Source organism: Hyphomonas sp. GM-8P, assembly GCF_003263315.1.
Classification (GTDB): domain Bacteria; phylum Pseudomonadota; class Alphaproteobacteria; order Caulobacterales; family Hyphomonadaceae; genus Hyphomonas.
In genome coordinates this window covers 51,539-65,177 of the sequence record NZ_AWFE01000035.1, presented here as the reverse complement: position 1 = coordinate 65,177, position 13,639 = coordinate 51,539, and the positions used below count along the sequence as shown (strand labels likewise).

At 62.1% G+C, this 13,639-nt stretch carries 16 protein-coding genes; 7 read left to right on the top strand and 9 right to left on the bottom strand.

The features are described from left to right. Positions 1 to 2: 2 nt before the first annotated feature. Complete coding sequence (locus tag HY26_RS03245; protein WP_034768737.1) at positions 3 to 1,823, bottom strand: SLC13 family permease; 1,821 nt, start codon at positions 1,821 to 1,823, stop codon at positions 3 to 5. A 228-nt stretch (positions 1,824 to 2,051) separates the two neighbouring features. Beyond that, entirely contained in the window at positions 2,052 to 3,008 is a 957-nt protein-coding gene (locus tag HY26_RS03240; RefSeq protein WP_034768736.1) for a calcium/sodium antiporter, read from the bottom strand. 254 nt (positions 3,009 to 3,262) lie between these two features. On the opposite strand from HY26_RS03240, the gene HY26_RS03235 reads away from it, so the two are divergent. Continuing rightward, positions 3,263 to 3,466, top strand: a complete 204-nt coding sequence (locus HY26_RS03235; RefSeq protein ID WP_034768735.1) for a hypothetical protein — start codon at positions 3,263 to 3,265, stop codon at positions 3,464 to 3,466. A 68-nt stretch (positions 3,467 to 3,534) separates the two neighbouring features. Here HY26_RS03235 and HY26_RS03230 read toward each other — a convergent pair whose 3' ends face one another. From HY26_RS03230 to HY26_RS03210, 5 genes are all read right to left on the bottom strand, one after another. Beyond that, the gene (locus tag HY26_RS03230; RefSeq protein ID WP_034768734.1) at positions 3,535 to 4,023 is read right to left on the bottom strand and encodes a GNAT family N-acetyltransferase; all 489 of its coding nucleotides are present in this window, start codon (positions 4,021 to 4,023) and stop codon (positions 3,535 to 3,537) included. 31 nt (positions 4,024 to 4,054) lie between these two features. Then, the gene (locus HY26_RS03225) at positions 4,055 to 4,402 is read right to left on the bottom strand and encodes a hypothetical protein (RefSeq protein ID WP_034768732.1); all 348 of its coding nucleotides are present in this window, start codon (positions 4,400 to 4,402) and stop codon (positions 4,055 to 4,057) included. A 12-nt stretch (positions 4,403 to 4,414) separates the two neighbouring features. After that, positions 4,415 to 4,999, bottom strand: a complete 585-nt coding sequence (locus tag HY26_RS03220; RefSeq protein ID WP_081813205.1) for an RNA polymerase sigma factor — start codon at positions 4,997 to 4,999, stop codon at positions 4,415 to 4,417. After that, positions 4,983 to 5,357, bottom strand: a complete 375-nt coding sequence (locus HY26_RS03215; protein ID WP_034768729.1) for a DUF6249 domain-containing protein — start codon at positions 5,355 to 5,357, stop codon at positions 4,983 to 4,985. The genes HY26_RS03220 and HY26_RS03215 overlap by 17 nt, the downstream gene beginning before the upstream one ends. A gap of 109 nt (positions 5,358 to 5,466) precedes the next feature. Continuing rightward, a complete protein-coding gene (locus HY26_RS03210) occupies positions 5,467 to 6,261 on the bottom strand; it encodes a hypothetical protein (protein ID WP_139068965.1) in 795 nt (264 codons plus the stop codon). A gap of 191 nt (positions 6,262 to 6,452) precedes the next feature. Between HY26_RS03210 and HY26_RS03205 the strand changes: the two genes are divergently transcribed. From HY26_RS03205 to HY26_RS03180, 6 genes are all read left to right on the top strand, one after another. After that, positions 6,453 to 7,172, top strand: coding sequence for a beta-lactamase hydrolase domain-containing protein (locus HY26_RS03205; protein WP_051600246.1), 720 nt, complete (start codon positions 6,453 to 6,455; stop codon positions 7,170 to 7,172). A gap of 77 nt (positions 7,173 to 7,249) precedes the next feature. Beyond that, positions 7,250 to 7,567, top strand: a complete 318-nt coding sequence (locus tag HY26_RS03200; protein ID WP_034768725.1) for a hypothetical protein — start codon at positions 7,250 to 7,252, stop codon at positions 7,565 to 7,567. A 122-nt stretch (positions 7,568 to 7,689) separates the two neighbouring features. Continuing rightward, on the top strand, positions 7,690 to 7,965 hold the full coding sequence (locus HY26_RS03195; protein ID WP_034768723.1) for a hypothetical protein: 276 nt from the start codon (positions 7,690 to 7,692) through the stop codon (positions 7,963 to 7,965). A gap of 141 nt (positions 7,966 to 8,106) precedes the next feature. After that, a complete protein-coding gene (locus HY26_RS03190; RefSeq protein ID WP_034768721.1) occupies positions 8,107 to 9,453 on the top strand; it encodes a TldD/PmbA family protein in 1,347 nt (448 codons plus the stop codon). 19 nt (positions 9,454 to 9,472) lie between these two features. Beyond that, on the top strand, positions 9,473 to 10,558 hold the full coding sequence (locus HY26_RS03185; RefSeq protein ID WP_034768898.1) for an inositol monophosphatase family protein: 1,086 nt from the start codon (positions 9,473 to 9,475) through the stop codon (positions 10,556 to 10,558). 40 nt (positions 10,559 to 10,598) lie between these two features. Then, positions 10,599 to 12,320, top strand: a complete 1,722-nt coding sequence (locus HY26_RS03180; RefSeq protein WP_233348849.1) for an ABC transporter ATP-binding protein — start codon at positions 10,599 to 10,601, stop codon at positions 12,318 to 12,320. Between the two features lie 138 nt (positions 12,321 to 12,458). Here HY26_RS03180 and HY26_RS03175 read toward each other — a convergent pair whose 3' ends face one another. After that, a complete protein-coding gene (locus HY26_RS03175; protein WP_051600245.1) occupies positions 12,459 to 13,061 on the bottom strand; it encodes a hypothetical protein in 603 nt (200 codons plus the stop codon). A gap of 4 nt (positions 13,062 to 13,065) precedes the next feature. After that, positions 13,066 to 13,617, bottom strand: coding sequence for an ATP synthase F0 subunit B (locus HY26_RS03170; RefSeq protein ID WP_034768717.1), 552 nt, complete (start codon positions 13,615 to 13,617; stop codon positions 13,066 to 13,068). Between the last annotated feature and the right edge of the window lie 22 nt (positions 13,618 to 13,639).

Sequence of the window (13,639 nt, the reverse complement as noted above, 5' to 3'; positions counted from 1 at the left end):
CGCTATTCAGCAGGAGCCAGCGGCCAGAATGCCGGAATGACGAAAACCGCGACCACCAGCATGACGATGTTCAGCGGAAGTCCGATCTTCAAAAAATCCGCGAAGCGATAGCCGCCTGCTGTATAGACCAGCGTATTCGTCTGATAACCGATCGGTGTGGCGAAGCTTGCGCTTGCCGCAAACATGACCGCCACCACAAAAGGCCTCGCATCAATGCCGAACTGTTCGGCGAGACCGATGGCTATCGGCGTGAGCAGGATCGCCGCCGCAGTGTTGCTGATGATCTCTGTAAGGATGGAAGTGATCAGGTAGAGCGCAGCGAGGATGTAGATCGGGCCGAGCCCCCCCGTCAGCGCGACGAGACTATTGACGATCAGCTCGGCAGCGCCGGTCTTGTCCATGGCAATGCCCAGCGCGAGCATGCCGAAGATCAACATCAGGATGTCCCACTGGATGGACTTGTAGGCCTCTTTGTGATCGAGGCAGCCGGTCGCGACGACAGCCGTCGCAGCGATGATGGCCAGGGCCACAATCGGCAGGACTTCAATCGCAGCAAGTCCCATGACTAGCAGAACGGCTGCGACCGCAATCGGGGCCTTGTCCCGCTTGATGGCCTTCTCGGACGTCTGGGTGAGATTGTTGAAATCGCCTTCTTCGAAAACCTGCCGCACGCCCTTGGCAGGCCCTTCGATCAGGACCGTGTCACCCACCTCAAAGAACAGGTTCCCCATCTGCGGTGCCATGTTCTCTCCGCGCCGATGGATTGCGAGCACGTAGACGCCGTACAACCGGGCGAGGCCCAGCCCTTCAAGGCGGCGGCCAATCAGGCGGGACTGAGGGCCGATCACGCCCTCCATGATGACCGTCTCACTGGTCTGAACCGGTTCGAAGCTCGGCCGGGCATTGGCTTGCGCACCGATGGCAACGCTTCCAGCCTCGCGGAGCGTCAGCATCTCTGCCACAGGTGAACGCAGCACGACCCGGTCGCCTCCTTTGAGCCTGATCGACGTCAGGTCCGCCCGCAGGGACTGGCCTTCGCGAAATACGTCCACGATCGTATAGCCTTTCCCGGCGGTGAACCCCGTCTCGGACAGCTGTTTGCCGACCAGAGGGGAATCGATCGGGATCAGGATCTGGGCGATGAAGCGACGCTCCTTGCTGTCAGGCAGCATGGCGGCGAGCGTCTCGCGTACGGGCAGCAGGAAGGGGCCGACAATGGCGATGTAGACCGCGCCAGCCAGGGCCAGGCAGAGGCCGGCGCCGGTAATCTCGAACATGCCGAAAGGCGCAAGGCCGTTGGTCTGGGAAACGCCGTCTACAAGAATGTTCGTCGATGTCCCGATCAGCGTGGTGGTCCCCCCGAAGATGGAGGCGAACGAGAGCGGGATCAGCAGCTTTGATGCGGATACCCCGATGCTTTTCGCCAGGCTCATCGCCACGGGGATAAGAATGACAACGACAGGCGTGTTATTGATGAATGCGGACAGGACGATCACGCCCGTCATCATCGCAATGACGGCGATGACGGGGGAGGTTTTCGTGGCCAGCCGGGAAACCAGGCGGCCGCCCGCATCGATGACGCCCGTGCGTTCCAGCGCGGCTGAAAGAACAAACATGGCGCCGATCGTGATCGGTGCCGAATTGGAGAAGACGCCGAGCGCGTCCTCGGTGGTCAAAATGCCGGTGAGCAGCAACGCCCCCATCGCCAGGAGCGCGGTGACGTCAGCCGGAAACCTTTCCTTTATGAAGCCAAAGAAGACCACCACCACCAGCAACAGAACGATGGCGATCTCGATTGCCGGTTCTGAAAACAAGGAACTCATTCAACAGAATCCGTCGACAAACCGGAGGCTGGATCGCCCTCGGTTCCAGTATTTTGTTCAGCGGACCCGCCAGTTCGTCAATCAAAAGCGCTAATGCGTCTCGTGACTTGTGCTCGTACCTTCGCCTTCATTACAGGCATCGCCAGTCTGCAGCTCTGCGAGTCCAAGCCCCTGCTGGAAGGCATGGCGTGGAAGAATCCTCCGTCCCGCTGAAAAAAGGCAGCTACGCTACAAACCGGCCATCGAGCCGAGCCAGACGCTGTAGGCCACATAGGCACCAAGAAGGATTGCGCCTTCGACCCGGCTGATGCGCCAGCGCGTCACGGCAACCAGAAGTAAAAGTGCGGTCACGCCTGTCATCACCCAGATGTCAAATGTGGCGATAGAGGCCGGTACCGCGATGGGATGAATGAGGGCGGTTGTGCCGAGAATGAACAAGACGTTGAAAATGTTGCTGCCGACAATGTTGCCGAACGCGATGTCGGATTGGCCACGGCGGGCGGCGGCAATGGTCGTGACCAGTTCCGGCAGGGATGTGCCGACGGCGACGATAGTAAGGCCGATGACCGCTTCAGAAACCTTGAAGGCCTGAGCGACCTCGATGGCGCCGAACACCAGAAAACGGGCGCCAAGGATCGTGAGCGCGAGACCGGCCGCGATAAAAGCGAGGTCCTTCCAGACGCTACCAGATTGTACTTGCCGTTCGCCAACGACTTCAACTTCTGGCTTCGAGGCGCTCGCCAGCCGTTCATTGAGAAGAGTGAAGACGAGATAGGCCATCAATGTCAGGACAAAGAAGGCCCCGATCGCCGGTGTAAACCGCCCGAACAGGGCCGCGCCCAGACACATGAGTGTGGAAAGGACAAGCACTGTTCCGTCCCGCCGGAAGGCTGCCTTGTCGATAATGACAGGCGCGAGCAATGCAGCGACGCCGAGGATGAGCAGAATGTTAGCGATGTTGCTGCCGACCACATTGCCCACCGCAATACCGGGGGAGCCGACAAAAGCGGCTTGCAGGCTGGTCACCAGTTCGGGTGTGGACGTGCCGAAGCCAACAAGGGTGAGGCCGATCACGAGCGGCGACAGACCGACCCTGCGGGCCAGGTCAACAGCGCCGCGAACAAGTAGGTCACCGCCAAAAACAAGGCCCAGAAGGCCGCCGACAATCAGAAGTGCAATGTCCATGGATTCCGCCGAGAAAGCCTGTCACCGGTGCGGGGATCGTCGGTTTGACCGGCGTCACAATAAGTGGAATTGGCGGACTGCATTTACAAGAGCGGACAGCCTGTGAGACTTCCAGGCCTGCCGCGGATGTCTCCTGCCATCTTGTTGGCCGGTTCCGTGGACAGATCCCGTTCCATCCACCCCCAAACCCAACACCCACAACACATCTGCGTGCTTGAGTCCGACAGTTTCGCATCGCCTCCGTCCTCTTCTGCATGGATGAGACAGGCGATTTTCTTTCAGAGGCGGTGGAGACGGCGCGGGCGCTGCACCGCTGGCGGACGGCAGGTGAGATAACGCCGGTCAGTCTTCAGGCTGTGCCACGCTTCTGCGCGGGCCGGCTCGCCGAGAGCTTCTGGCAGGTCCTCAGTGTACGCCTTAATGAAGCGCTCGCCGTGGCGTGGAACGATAGCGGCTGAGCCTCTCCAGGTTTTATGATTTTGCCGGAATGCGAGAGCGTTTCCGGGCAAACGTGCTGGAAGAAAGGTCAGCTCCGCTCCGGGGTGGCTCTGCCGAAGGCTTTCCTCATATTGATACCCGTCGGAGAGAAGCCGGCACTCCGGTACAGGTTTTGAGCGATGTCATTATCCGAGGCGACCCGCAGCCGGACTTCGCTGTGACCTGTCTTGGCATACATCTCCTCCAGAGCTGTCAGGGCGGCTTTGGCGTAGCCCTTTCCGCGATGGGCTGGAAGAATGTAGAAGTCGCTGATGAAAACGCAGGGGCCGTCTTTATCCGGCTTGCACCAGAGATAGCCGAGCGTGGCGGCGCCGTCTTCGCCAATGATGCATAAAAGGTCCTGTCCCGGTGTATCGGCGCCCAGAGGCAAATCACGCTCGACGTCCCGTTTCGCGCTCGCCAGCGCGCTGTCCATGTCCTGATCATAATTCGCGGAGATCTCCGCGGCATAGTCAGGAACGAAATAGGCGACATAGTCAGCGAACTCGCTGTCCAGCATCGGGCGGAGGCGTATCATGGGTTTTCTCCGCTCACCTGTCGTGTGGTCTTTAGGTCCGTTCCAGTGTGGTGACGGCGGCGACGCACAGACCGACCACCGCGACAATGCCCAGCCAGAGCGGATCGGCAGTTGCCAGAAGGCCCGCCTGCTGCTGGGCGGAGGAGATCGTTTTGGTCACGGTGCTGTCCAGCGTCACCCACTCGCCGAGCAGGCCCGGCAGCTGGAGCGCGGCGACGACGGCGCCAATGCCGCCCACGGCCAGCAAAATGCCCCGGCGCATCAGGGCGCGGCGGCGCACCTTGCCCATCACCTCGTCCACGAAGGGCTTGGCTTCCAGCGCGCGGTCTTCGGCCGCGAACAGGCTGGACAGGTCCTGGAAGGTTTCTTCTTCGCGCATGTTTCTACTCCATCACGCCACTTCGGGCTTCGCAAGGTGTTTGCGGAGGGCTTCGACGCCACGCAACACATGGGATTTCACGGTGCCAAGCGGCCAACCGGTGGCTTCGGCCGCTTCGCGGTGGGTGAGGCCGGCGGCGACGCACATGACGACGCAGACACGCTGGGCCTCTGTCAGTTTTTCCAGTGCCCGGCTGAGGTCCATCCGGTCGTCCTGCTGGTCACTGGGCCGGGAACCATGCGCGCCAAAGGGAATGATCTCGGCCGTTTCGTCGAACTCGATCTCCGGCCTTGTCTTGCGGCGGACCTGGAGGAATTCTCGCCAGCAGATGGCGCAGATCCAGGCGCTGAACGTGCCGCCGGCATAGGTGGCGATCTTCTGCCAGGCCGTCAGGAAGGTGGTCTGGGCAATGTCGTCACCGGCGCTCGCCGACCCTGTCAGGCGCCGGGCCATGCCGCGTACGCGGGCCTGGTGGCGGCGGACGAGTTCGGCGAAAGCCGCCTCGCTGCCGCGTGCAGCATCTGCTGCCAGGTCCGGATCCGTGCGCATGTCCCGTCCTTCGTCCGTGACCAGAAAGAGGTCAGGCCTTCCGTTCATTGCGACCCGACACCCACAGGCCCAGATATGCAACACCCAGGAAGACCGGGAAGGCGGCAACGCCCAGCATCGGACGGATCGCTTCGCCTTCTTCCATGCCCACCATCGTGCCGAGGAAGGCAAAGGCAAGACCGGCGGCGATGAACAGCACGCCGCGGCGGAGGTCAGCCCGCACCGGGTCGTTCGCCAGCGACAGGCGCACCATCATGTCGTCCGACAGGACCTGTCCCTTGTCGATGGCATGGCGTAGCGTCTCATGGATGGTGTTGCGTTTGCGGGAATTGAAATAGCTGACCAGCCACACAATCCCGACGATTGATCCGAACAATATGGCCGGGACGACAATGTCTTCGGTCATTTCAGGCTCCTTCTTGCAAACTCGCGCGGCGGAATTGCCGCTGTTTGACTGTCAGATGCAGCGAAGGGCCTGAATGGATGCAGGCAGTGTGATTTTTTTGGAAAAGTGCCTAATTCAGCCCGCCGACCGGGAGGGACAGGTCCACCACTTCGGTCGCGGCCTCAGCCTCGGTTTTCACCTTGTGAACCAGGAGCGCCTTCTCGCCGCGCGTGGTTTGCGGAGCGAACAGGTTGGTCAGGCGGACCTCGATATCGGCATCCGCCGGCAGGGGCTGGCCCAGCGGCACGATCAGGGTACGCGTGCCTTTTTCCGGCACGATCACATCGGTCAGCTTCCGCGTGATCACGACTTCGGTGCCGCTGCGGACTTCGATCACACCCTCCAGGCGCGCATGGGCGTTGCCGGTATTGGAGAAGTCGAGGCCGATCGCCGGGGCTCCGGCGTCGGTGACGGTCAGGCGGCTCGCCTCGATGCGCGGACGGGAACTTGCCTTGCCGATCGTCATGCTCACCAGGGAGGCGATCTGGTTTTTCTGCCAGCGGCCTTCCGCGTCCTTCATGACGGATGAAGCAAGCAGGGCGACCCGATAGTCTCCGGTCCGCGGGGGCCGTTCCGGGGTAGAGAGGTTGATGAACACCTGTTTTGACTGGCCGGGCGCCAGCGAAATGGTCGGCGCGCCATAGCGGGTCCAGGCGGCGGCGGAGGTTTCGCTCTCTCCGGCAGGTGTGAAAATGGGTGCGCCATCTGCGTCAAAGGCCCAGTCGGCCAGCGCGAGCGATACGGAAACGGGGCGGGCGGGATCGAGGTTCGCGACGGTCACGACCTGCCGCATCGGCTGGCCGGCATCCAGTTCCAGCTCCACGCTGGCGGGCTGAATTCCGATCCGGCCCTGGGCTTCAGCCATGAATGCAGCGCCCCCGGCGGCCAGAAGAGCCGCAAGGAAAGCGCGAAATGGCATTTTGGCAGGCATGGCTCACGTCCCTGGAGGGCCAGCAATTCATGACATGATCGTAAAAGAACCTTACCGCCCGGTTTAGATTTCCCTGCGAGCCAGCGCTTGATGGAAACCGGGCGTAAGGTTAAGCGCGAAGCTTCATGGTGAAACTGACTCCCAAGGCAAAGCGCAAGAAACGCAAGCACATCGCGGCGGACCTTTCGACAAGGGAAGGCCGCGCACGAGCACGGCGCGAAATGGTCTGGCAGGACCATGGCTTCCTGCGCGCGATCTACCAGAATCTCCACCAGATCTCGCCGGACATGTACCGGTCGAACCAGCCGTCGCCCGCCAAGGTCATGAAATATGCGAAAGAATTGGGACTGAAGACGATCCTCAATCTGAGGGGTGAAAGCACCAAGGGCTATTACCTGCTGGAGAAAGAAGCCTGCGAACAGGCCGGTATTACACTGATCGATTTTCAGGTTTTTTCCCGTGATACGCCGACCCGCGAAGCGATTTTCGCGGCCCGCGACCTGTTCGAGACGATCGAATATCCGGCCCTGATGCATTGCAAATCAGGTGCAGATCGGGCCGGTCTGATGGCTGTGCTCTATATGCTGCTCAAGGAAAAAGTCCCGTTCCATCAGGCGACTGAGCAACTTTCCCTGAAATATCTCCACATCAAGCACGGCAAGACGGGCATGCTGGATGCCTTCTTCCAGGCCTATGCCGACTTCAATGCGGGACGGCCGGAAGACGAGTGGAAGCCCTTCCTCGACTGGATCGCCGAAGACTATGACCGGCTGGAGGTGAAAGAGGATTTCCTGCGCGATTTCGGCAAGGGCATCCAGGTCGACAAGATCCTGCAGCGCGAATAGCACCTCGAAACGGCACCGCTTCCCCCACAGTGGGATTCATGCTTCGCTCGCCCGCGTTACCGGTGAGGGAGACGCCGATGCGGACGATCATGCTTGCGGGGCTGGCTTTTGCCGCTGCGCTGACCGGGTGTGGCGGCCCGAAAGACAGCCACGATCAGCTTGTCGATACCTGTATCGCGGAAGGCGAGGTGCCGGAGACGTGTGCCTGTATTGTCGATGCCATGCAGTCCGAACTCAGCCCGGACCTGTTCAAGCGCTCTGCCGTAGCGATTTCCCGCGAGAAACGCCCGGTCGGCGAATACATTCTCAGCCTGTCGGACGAGGAAAAGATGCAGTTTTTCGATGCCGAACAGGAAATGGAAAAGTGTGAACTGTCGGCTGAGGAAGACAGCTGAGCGCGCAGGATAGTGCAAATCTGCACCAGCTGATGAGAGTCAGGTTCGTTTCTGACGAGTATTTGCGTGACGAACAGGGTTAATCCCCTTAGATTCCGATTTGCTCCAGAAAGGGGAAGACCATGAAGTTCTTTATTATCAACAGCTTCCGAACGATGATCTACGTGGCCTATATTGCCGTCATCGTGTCGGGGATCGCACTGGGCATCTACAACAAGGGCGAATTCACGGGCGAACTCGTGGGCCTGACGGGCACGCTGGCCCAGGTGGCCGATTTCGCCGTGTTCACCGTGGGCGGCTGGATCGCGGCCAGCCTGATCTGCGGTCTGATCGTAACGCTGCTCGACATCCGGGACGACATCAACGACCGGTTGCCGGATGCGCGCCGGGACGACTGATCTGTCTGAGCGGGGGAATAACGGAGCCGCCGGCGGAAACGCTGGCGGCTTTTGTATTTGGGGGCGTTCCGCAAGTGCAACGCATGACTGTTTCTGACTCGGGGAGTTGCGCCTGCAGAAGCCGCAGGCCATCTAGCGCGCATGGCTGATTTCAGGATTCCACCGGCAGATCTCCTCGCCGGTCTCATTGAGCAGTGCCGCAAAGCCGGCGCAGACGCAGCAGACGCCCGCATCGGCGAGGCGGACGGTGTCGGCGTCGCCGTGCGGGACGGCAAGTTGGAGAGCATTGAACGCGAGGAAAGCGTGTCCGTTGCGCTGCGCTGTTTCTACGGAAAACGCCAGGCGCATGTTTCCAGCGCAGACCTGTCGCCCGACGGCCTGAAAATGCTGGCCGAACGCTGCGTGGCCATGGCGAAGGCTGTGCCGGAAGACAAGTATTGCGGCCTGCCGGATGCTTCCATGCTCGCCACGGGCGATCTCGATATGGATTTGACCGGTGAGCCGGAAATGCCGGCCGAGTCGCTTGAAGAGCGTGCATTGGCCGCGGAGGCGGCGGCGCTTGCCATTCCGGGCATCAAGACGGTGGCAGGGTGCGGGGCCTCCTGGAACCGCTCGAAGCGCTGGGTTGCCGCGTCCAATGGCTTTGCGGCTTTCAAGACGGGATCCTCCACCAGCCTCGGCCTTTCCGCCGTGGCCGAGAAGGATGGCAAGATGGAGCGGGACTATGACTCCTGGTCGGTCCGCTTCCTCAACAAGATGCCGTCGCCCGAAGAAGTGGGCAAAACAGCCGGCGATCGCACCATTGCCCGCCTCGGCGCCCGCAAGCTCGGTACGCAAAAGGCGGCCGTCATCTATGACCGGCGCGTCTCGGCCAGCCTGATCGGCGCGCTGCTGGGCGCGATTTCCGGACCGTCGATTGCGCGCGGCGTCTCTTACCTGAAAGACCGGATGGGCGATCAGGTCTTCGCCAAGGGTGTCTACATCACCGATGATCCGTTCCGGGTAATGGGCATGGGCTCGCGCAACCATGATGGCGAAGGCCTGCCGGTGCGCGAGACGCACCTGATCGAAGATGGCCGCCTCACCACCTGGCTGCTGAACACGCCGTCGGCAAAACAGCTTGGACTGGAGCCGAACGGGTTCTCCGCACTCGGCTTTGGCGATCCGCCCGGCGTTACGACCTCCAACATCTATCTGCGCGCCGGGGAAAACACGCCGGAAGAGCTTATGGCGGATGTTGGCAAAGGCCTGCTGGTCACCGACATGTTCGGCCCGTCGATCAATCCGAACACCGGCGACTATTCCGTCGGCGTCGCGGGCTTCTGGTTCGAGAATGGCGAGATCGCTTACCCGGTTTCGGAAGTCACCATCGCTGGCGACCTGCCGTCGATGTTCTCGCGCCTCGTGCCCGCGTCGAACCTCGAATTCCGGGGTACACGCGATGCGCCGAGTATTCTGGTGGAAGGGATGAGTCTTGCGGGCAGCTGAGCGGACGCTCCTCGAAGACATGGACACGATGCGGGCGCTCGCCCGCGAGGCCGGCCAGCTGGCCGTCTCTTACCAGCGCGGCGGGCAGCCGAACCGCGTCTGGCACAAGACCGGGGGCAGCCCGGTCACCGAAGCCGACATCGAAGTGAACCGGCTCTGCGCGGCGCACCTTCAGCGCGCCCGCCCCGAATATGGCTGGCTGTCCGAAGAAACCACCGACAGCCTCGCGGCGCGACAGAAACAGCGCTGCTGGGTTGTCGATCCGATCGATGGCACACGGGCCTATATGCGCGACGATCCGAACTGGTGCGTTGCGCTGGCCGTTATCGAGGAAGGCCGCGCGGTTGCCGGCGTGCTCTATGCCCCGCGGCAGGACCGCTTCTACGAAGCCTGGGAGGCGGGCGGCGCGTTCCTGAACGGACAGGCGATCCGGGTCTCCCACTGTTCGGAAGAGACCGGCTGCCGCCTGATCACCAATGAAGGCATGATCGATCATCCGAGCTGGCCGGAGCCATGGCCAAATGTTGTGATCGCCCGTCCGAAACCGAACTCGACCCTGCTGCGCATGGCGCTGGTTGCGACCGGTGAATGGGACGCGACCGTGACGCTGGCAGGCAAGTCAGACTGGGACCTTGCCGCCGGGACAGTGCTCGTCGAACAGGCAGGCGGCACGGTGACCACCCACAAGGGTGAACTCCTTGTGTTCAATCAGGAAGTCCCTGCGCAGCGCAGTGTCATCGCGGCTGGCGCCGGGCTTCACCCTCTGTTAGTGCGCAGGACAGAATTTGTGGGTATACCTGACCCACAGGAAAGGGCGGCCAGCGCCGCCACAACCATGGAGCACAGAAAAATGGGCGACGCCCCGAAAAGCCAGCAGCAATTGCTGCACATCGTGTTTGGCGGTGAGCTGAAGGACGTAACCGGAGTCGAATTCGAAGACCTGTCCAAGATGGACTTTGTTGGCGCCTTCCCGAATTACAAGGACGCCTATGACGCCTGGAAATCGGCGGCACAGCGCACGGTGGACCATGCCGAAATGCGCTACTTCATTCTGCACGCCCACAAGCTGCTGGATCCGCTGACGGGGGATCATCATCACGTCTGATCCCGGACAACCGAAGGCGCAGCGGGGGAGCCTGCGGAGATTGTTCGCGGCCTATTTCCGGCCGCACCTCGGCTGGTTCGTCGGCGGCACGCTGATGGCGCTGGGCACATCCTTGTGTGCCATGGCCTATACCTTTGTGCTGAAGCTGATGGGCGACCGGCTCGAAGCGAGTTTCGGCCAAAGCGGCAATGCCGATTCCAGCTGGATCCTGCACATCGGCGCCGCGATTGTGGCCCTCGCCGCGGCCCGCTCGCTGACGATGTACCTGATGACGCTGCTGAACAATACCGGCGTCCAGCGCGGCCTTGTCAGCATGCAGACCCATGAGTTCGAAGCGCTGATCGACGGCGATTTCGCACGCCTGTCCGAGGATGCGTCGGGCGGCTTCGTTTCGCGTTTCATCAATGACGTAAACGCGATCCGCGATGCCGCGCTGCGCTTTGCCAACAATTTCACCAAGAGCACAGCGACAACGATTGGCTGTCTCGGCGTGATGGCCTGGATCGACTGGCAGCTGACCCTGCTGATCCTCGTCGCCTATCCGATTGCGTTTGCGCCGGTCATCAGCCTTGGCAACCGCGTGCGCAAACGTTCCCGCCGGGCACAGAAGCAGGTCGGCGAAATGACCTCGCTGCTTTCCGAAGGCTTCCAGTCGGCGCGTGTGATCAAGGCGTATGGCCTCGAAGCCTATCAGAAAGGCCGGGCGCGCAGCGGCTTCGCCGAACGTTCCCGCCTGTTCCTGAAAGTCCTGGCCGACCGCGCCGCCGTCGACCCGATCCTCGAAATCGCGGGCGGCGTTGCGCTGGCCGGTATTCTCGGCTTTGCGGCCTGGCGTATTTCGCAGGGCCAGATGTCCCTCGGCGATCTCCTGGCCTTCATCGCGGCGCTGGGCGTTGCTTCGCCTGAGATCCGCGCGCTGGGCACGTTGAACTCCGTCGCGCAGGAAGGCGGCGCTGCGGCAGACCGCGTGTTCGAGATCATCGAAGCCAAACCAGTCATGGCAGACCGGCCGGGCGCGGGGCGTTTCGGCAAAGTGTCCGGCGATGTCTCCTTCGAGGACGTCGCCTTCTCCTATCCGGACGGGACGCCCGCCCTCAAAGGGTTGAGCTTCAAGGCAGCGCCGGGAGAGACGGTCGCCATCGTTGGCCCGTCCGGTGCAGGCAAGTCCACCATCTTCAACCTGCTGCTACGTCTCTATGATCCTTCTGGCGGCGTGATCCGCGTCGACGGTCAGGATATCCGCGGGATGACCGGAGAGAGCTTGCGGGCCAATCTGGGCCTCGTCTCTCAGGACTCGGCGCTATTCGATGACACGGTCCAGGCGAACATCGCACTTGGACGGCTGGGCGCCACGAAGGCCGAGATTGAAGTCGCGGCCCGCGCGGCTTTCGCGCACGAGTTCATCATGGCCCTGCCGCAGGGCTATCAGTCGCCTGCCGGTGAAATGGGCCGCAACCTCTCAGGTGGCCAGCGCCAGCGCATCGCGCTTGCCCGGGCCATCCTGCGCGGCGCGCCGATCCTGCTGCTGGATGAGGCGACCTCGGCCCTCGATGCCGAGAGCGAATCCCGCGTGCAGCAGGCCCTCGGTGAGTTTGGCCGCGGCCGCACCGTTCTGATCATCGCTCACCGCCTGTCCACCGTCCGGGCCGCTGACCGTATCCTGGTGGTCGAGGATGGCCGTGTGGTGGAGCAGGGCAGCCACGACGACCTGCTCGCCGCGAACGGCGCCTATGCCCGCCTCGTGAAGCTGCAGCTCAGCTAAGCCAGTTCAGGCGTGCAGGGCGCTGGATGCTTACCGGTGTCCCGGAGCCGACGAAGTGACGGGTTTGTTTGGCCCCATAGAAAAACCCCGCGAAGCGAACTTCGCGGGGTTTTCTGTATAGATTGCCTGAAAGGGACCTTAGTTGGTCAGGGCCTTCTCGATTTCGCGGGCCGCTTTCTCGAACTGGTCGACAGCCGTATCGCTGGCCAGCAGGCGGCGGGCCGCTTCGGTAGCAGCATCGGCAGCAGCGCGGCGCACTTCTTCGGTCGCTTCAGCTTCAGCGCGGGAGATACGCGCTTCGGCGAGGGCTTCACGGCGGGCGAGGCGTTCGGCGATGTCCTTGCGCGTCTCTTCCATGATGCGCTTGGCGTCGGCCTTGGCCTGTTCGATCATGGCTTCGGCTTCCTTGTCGGCGTCCTGGGCCTTGCGTTCAGCCGCGGCGAGGGCTTCGGCAGCCTGTTCGCGGAGGCTGGCAGCTTCTTCCAGTTCCTTGCGGATGGCGTCAGCGCGGGAATCGAGGCCGCCCAGAACGGTCTTGAAGGCACCCATGCGCCAGGCAATGGCGAGGAAGCCACAAAGGGCCAGGAAAGCGGTGAAGGTGACCGGGTCGGTCGCGGCATAGGCCAGTCCGCCGAGGAAGCCGCCACCACCATGGCCACCGGCGGCGCCATGTTCGGTTTCAGCGGCAAAGGCCGGGAGGGCCGATGCAGCGACAGCAGAGAAGAGGACGATGCGTTTCATGGTCTTACTTCTTCTCCATCGCGGCCGAGACGGCAGACTTCAGGTCGCCGGCAGAGGCTTTCAGACCAAACCGGGCCGTCATGGCTTCGGCCGTGTCGACAGCGATCTGCTCAACATTTGCCATCGCATTCGAACGGAGCGTGGCGATGCGGGCATCGGCAGCTTCCAGTTTCTTGGCGATTTCGGCATCGACGCGCGATGTTTCGGCGGCCATTTCGGCCTCCATCTTCTCGCTCGCCTTTTCCGAGGTTTCGCGGGCCTTGTTGCGGGCCTGAGCCACGCGAAGTTCAAGGGCCTGCTGGGCTTCGGTCGCCTGATCGTTCAGACGGGCTGCCTGATCGAGATCCGAAGCGATCCGGTCTGAACGCTTTTCCAGCGTGTCAGACAGTTTCGGCAGGATCCAGCGCGACATTGCCAGGTACAGCGTCGTGAACAGGATTGCGAGCCAGAACAACTGGCCCGGCATGTGCCAGGTCTCGAACGGCGGGAAGGCCGGCGGTGCGTCGTCCGGCGTGTGCCCGTGGGCAGCGCCTTCAGCAAGCAATGCGATCAGCATCAGGTTACCTCTGTGTCGGGAT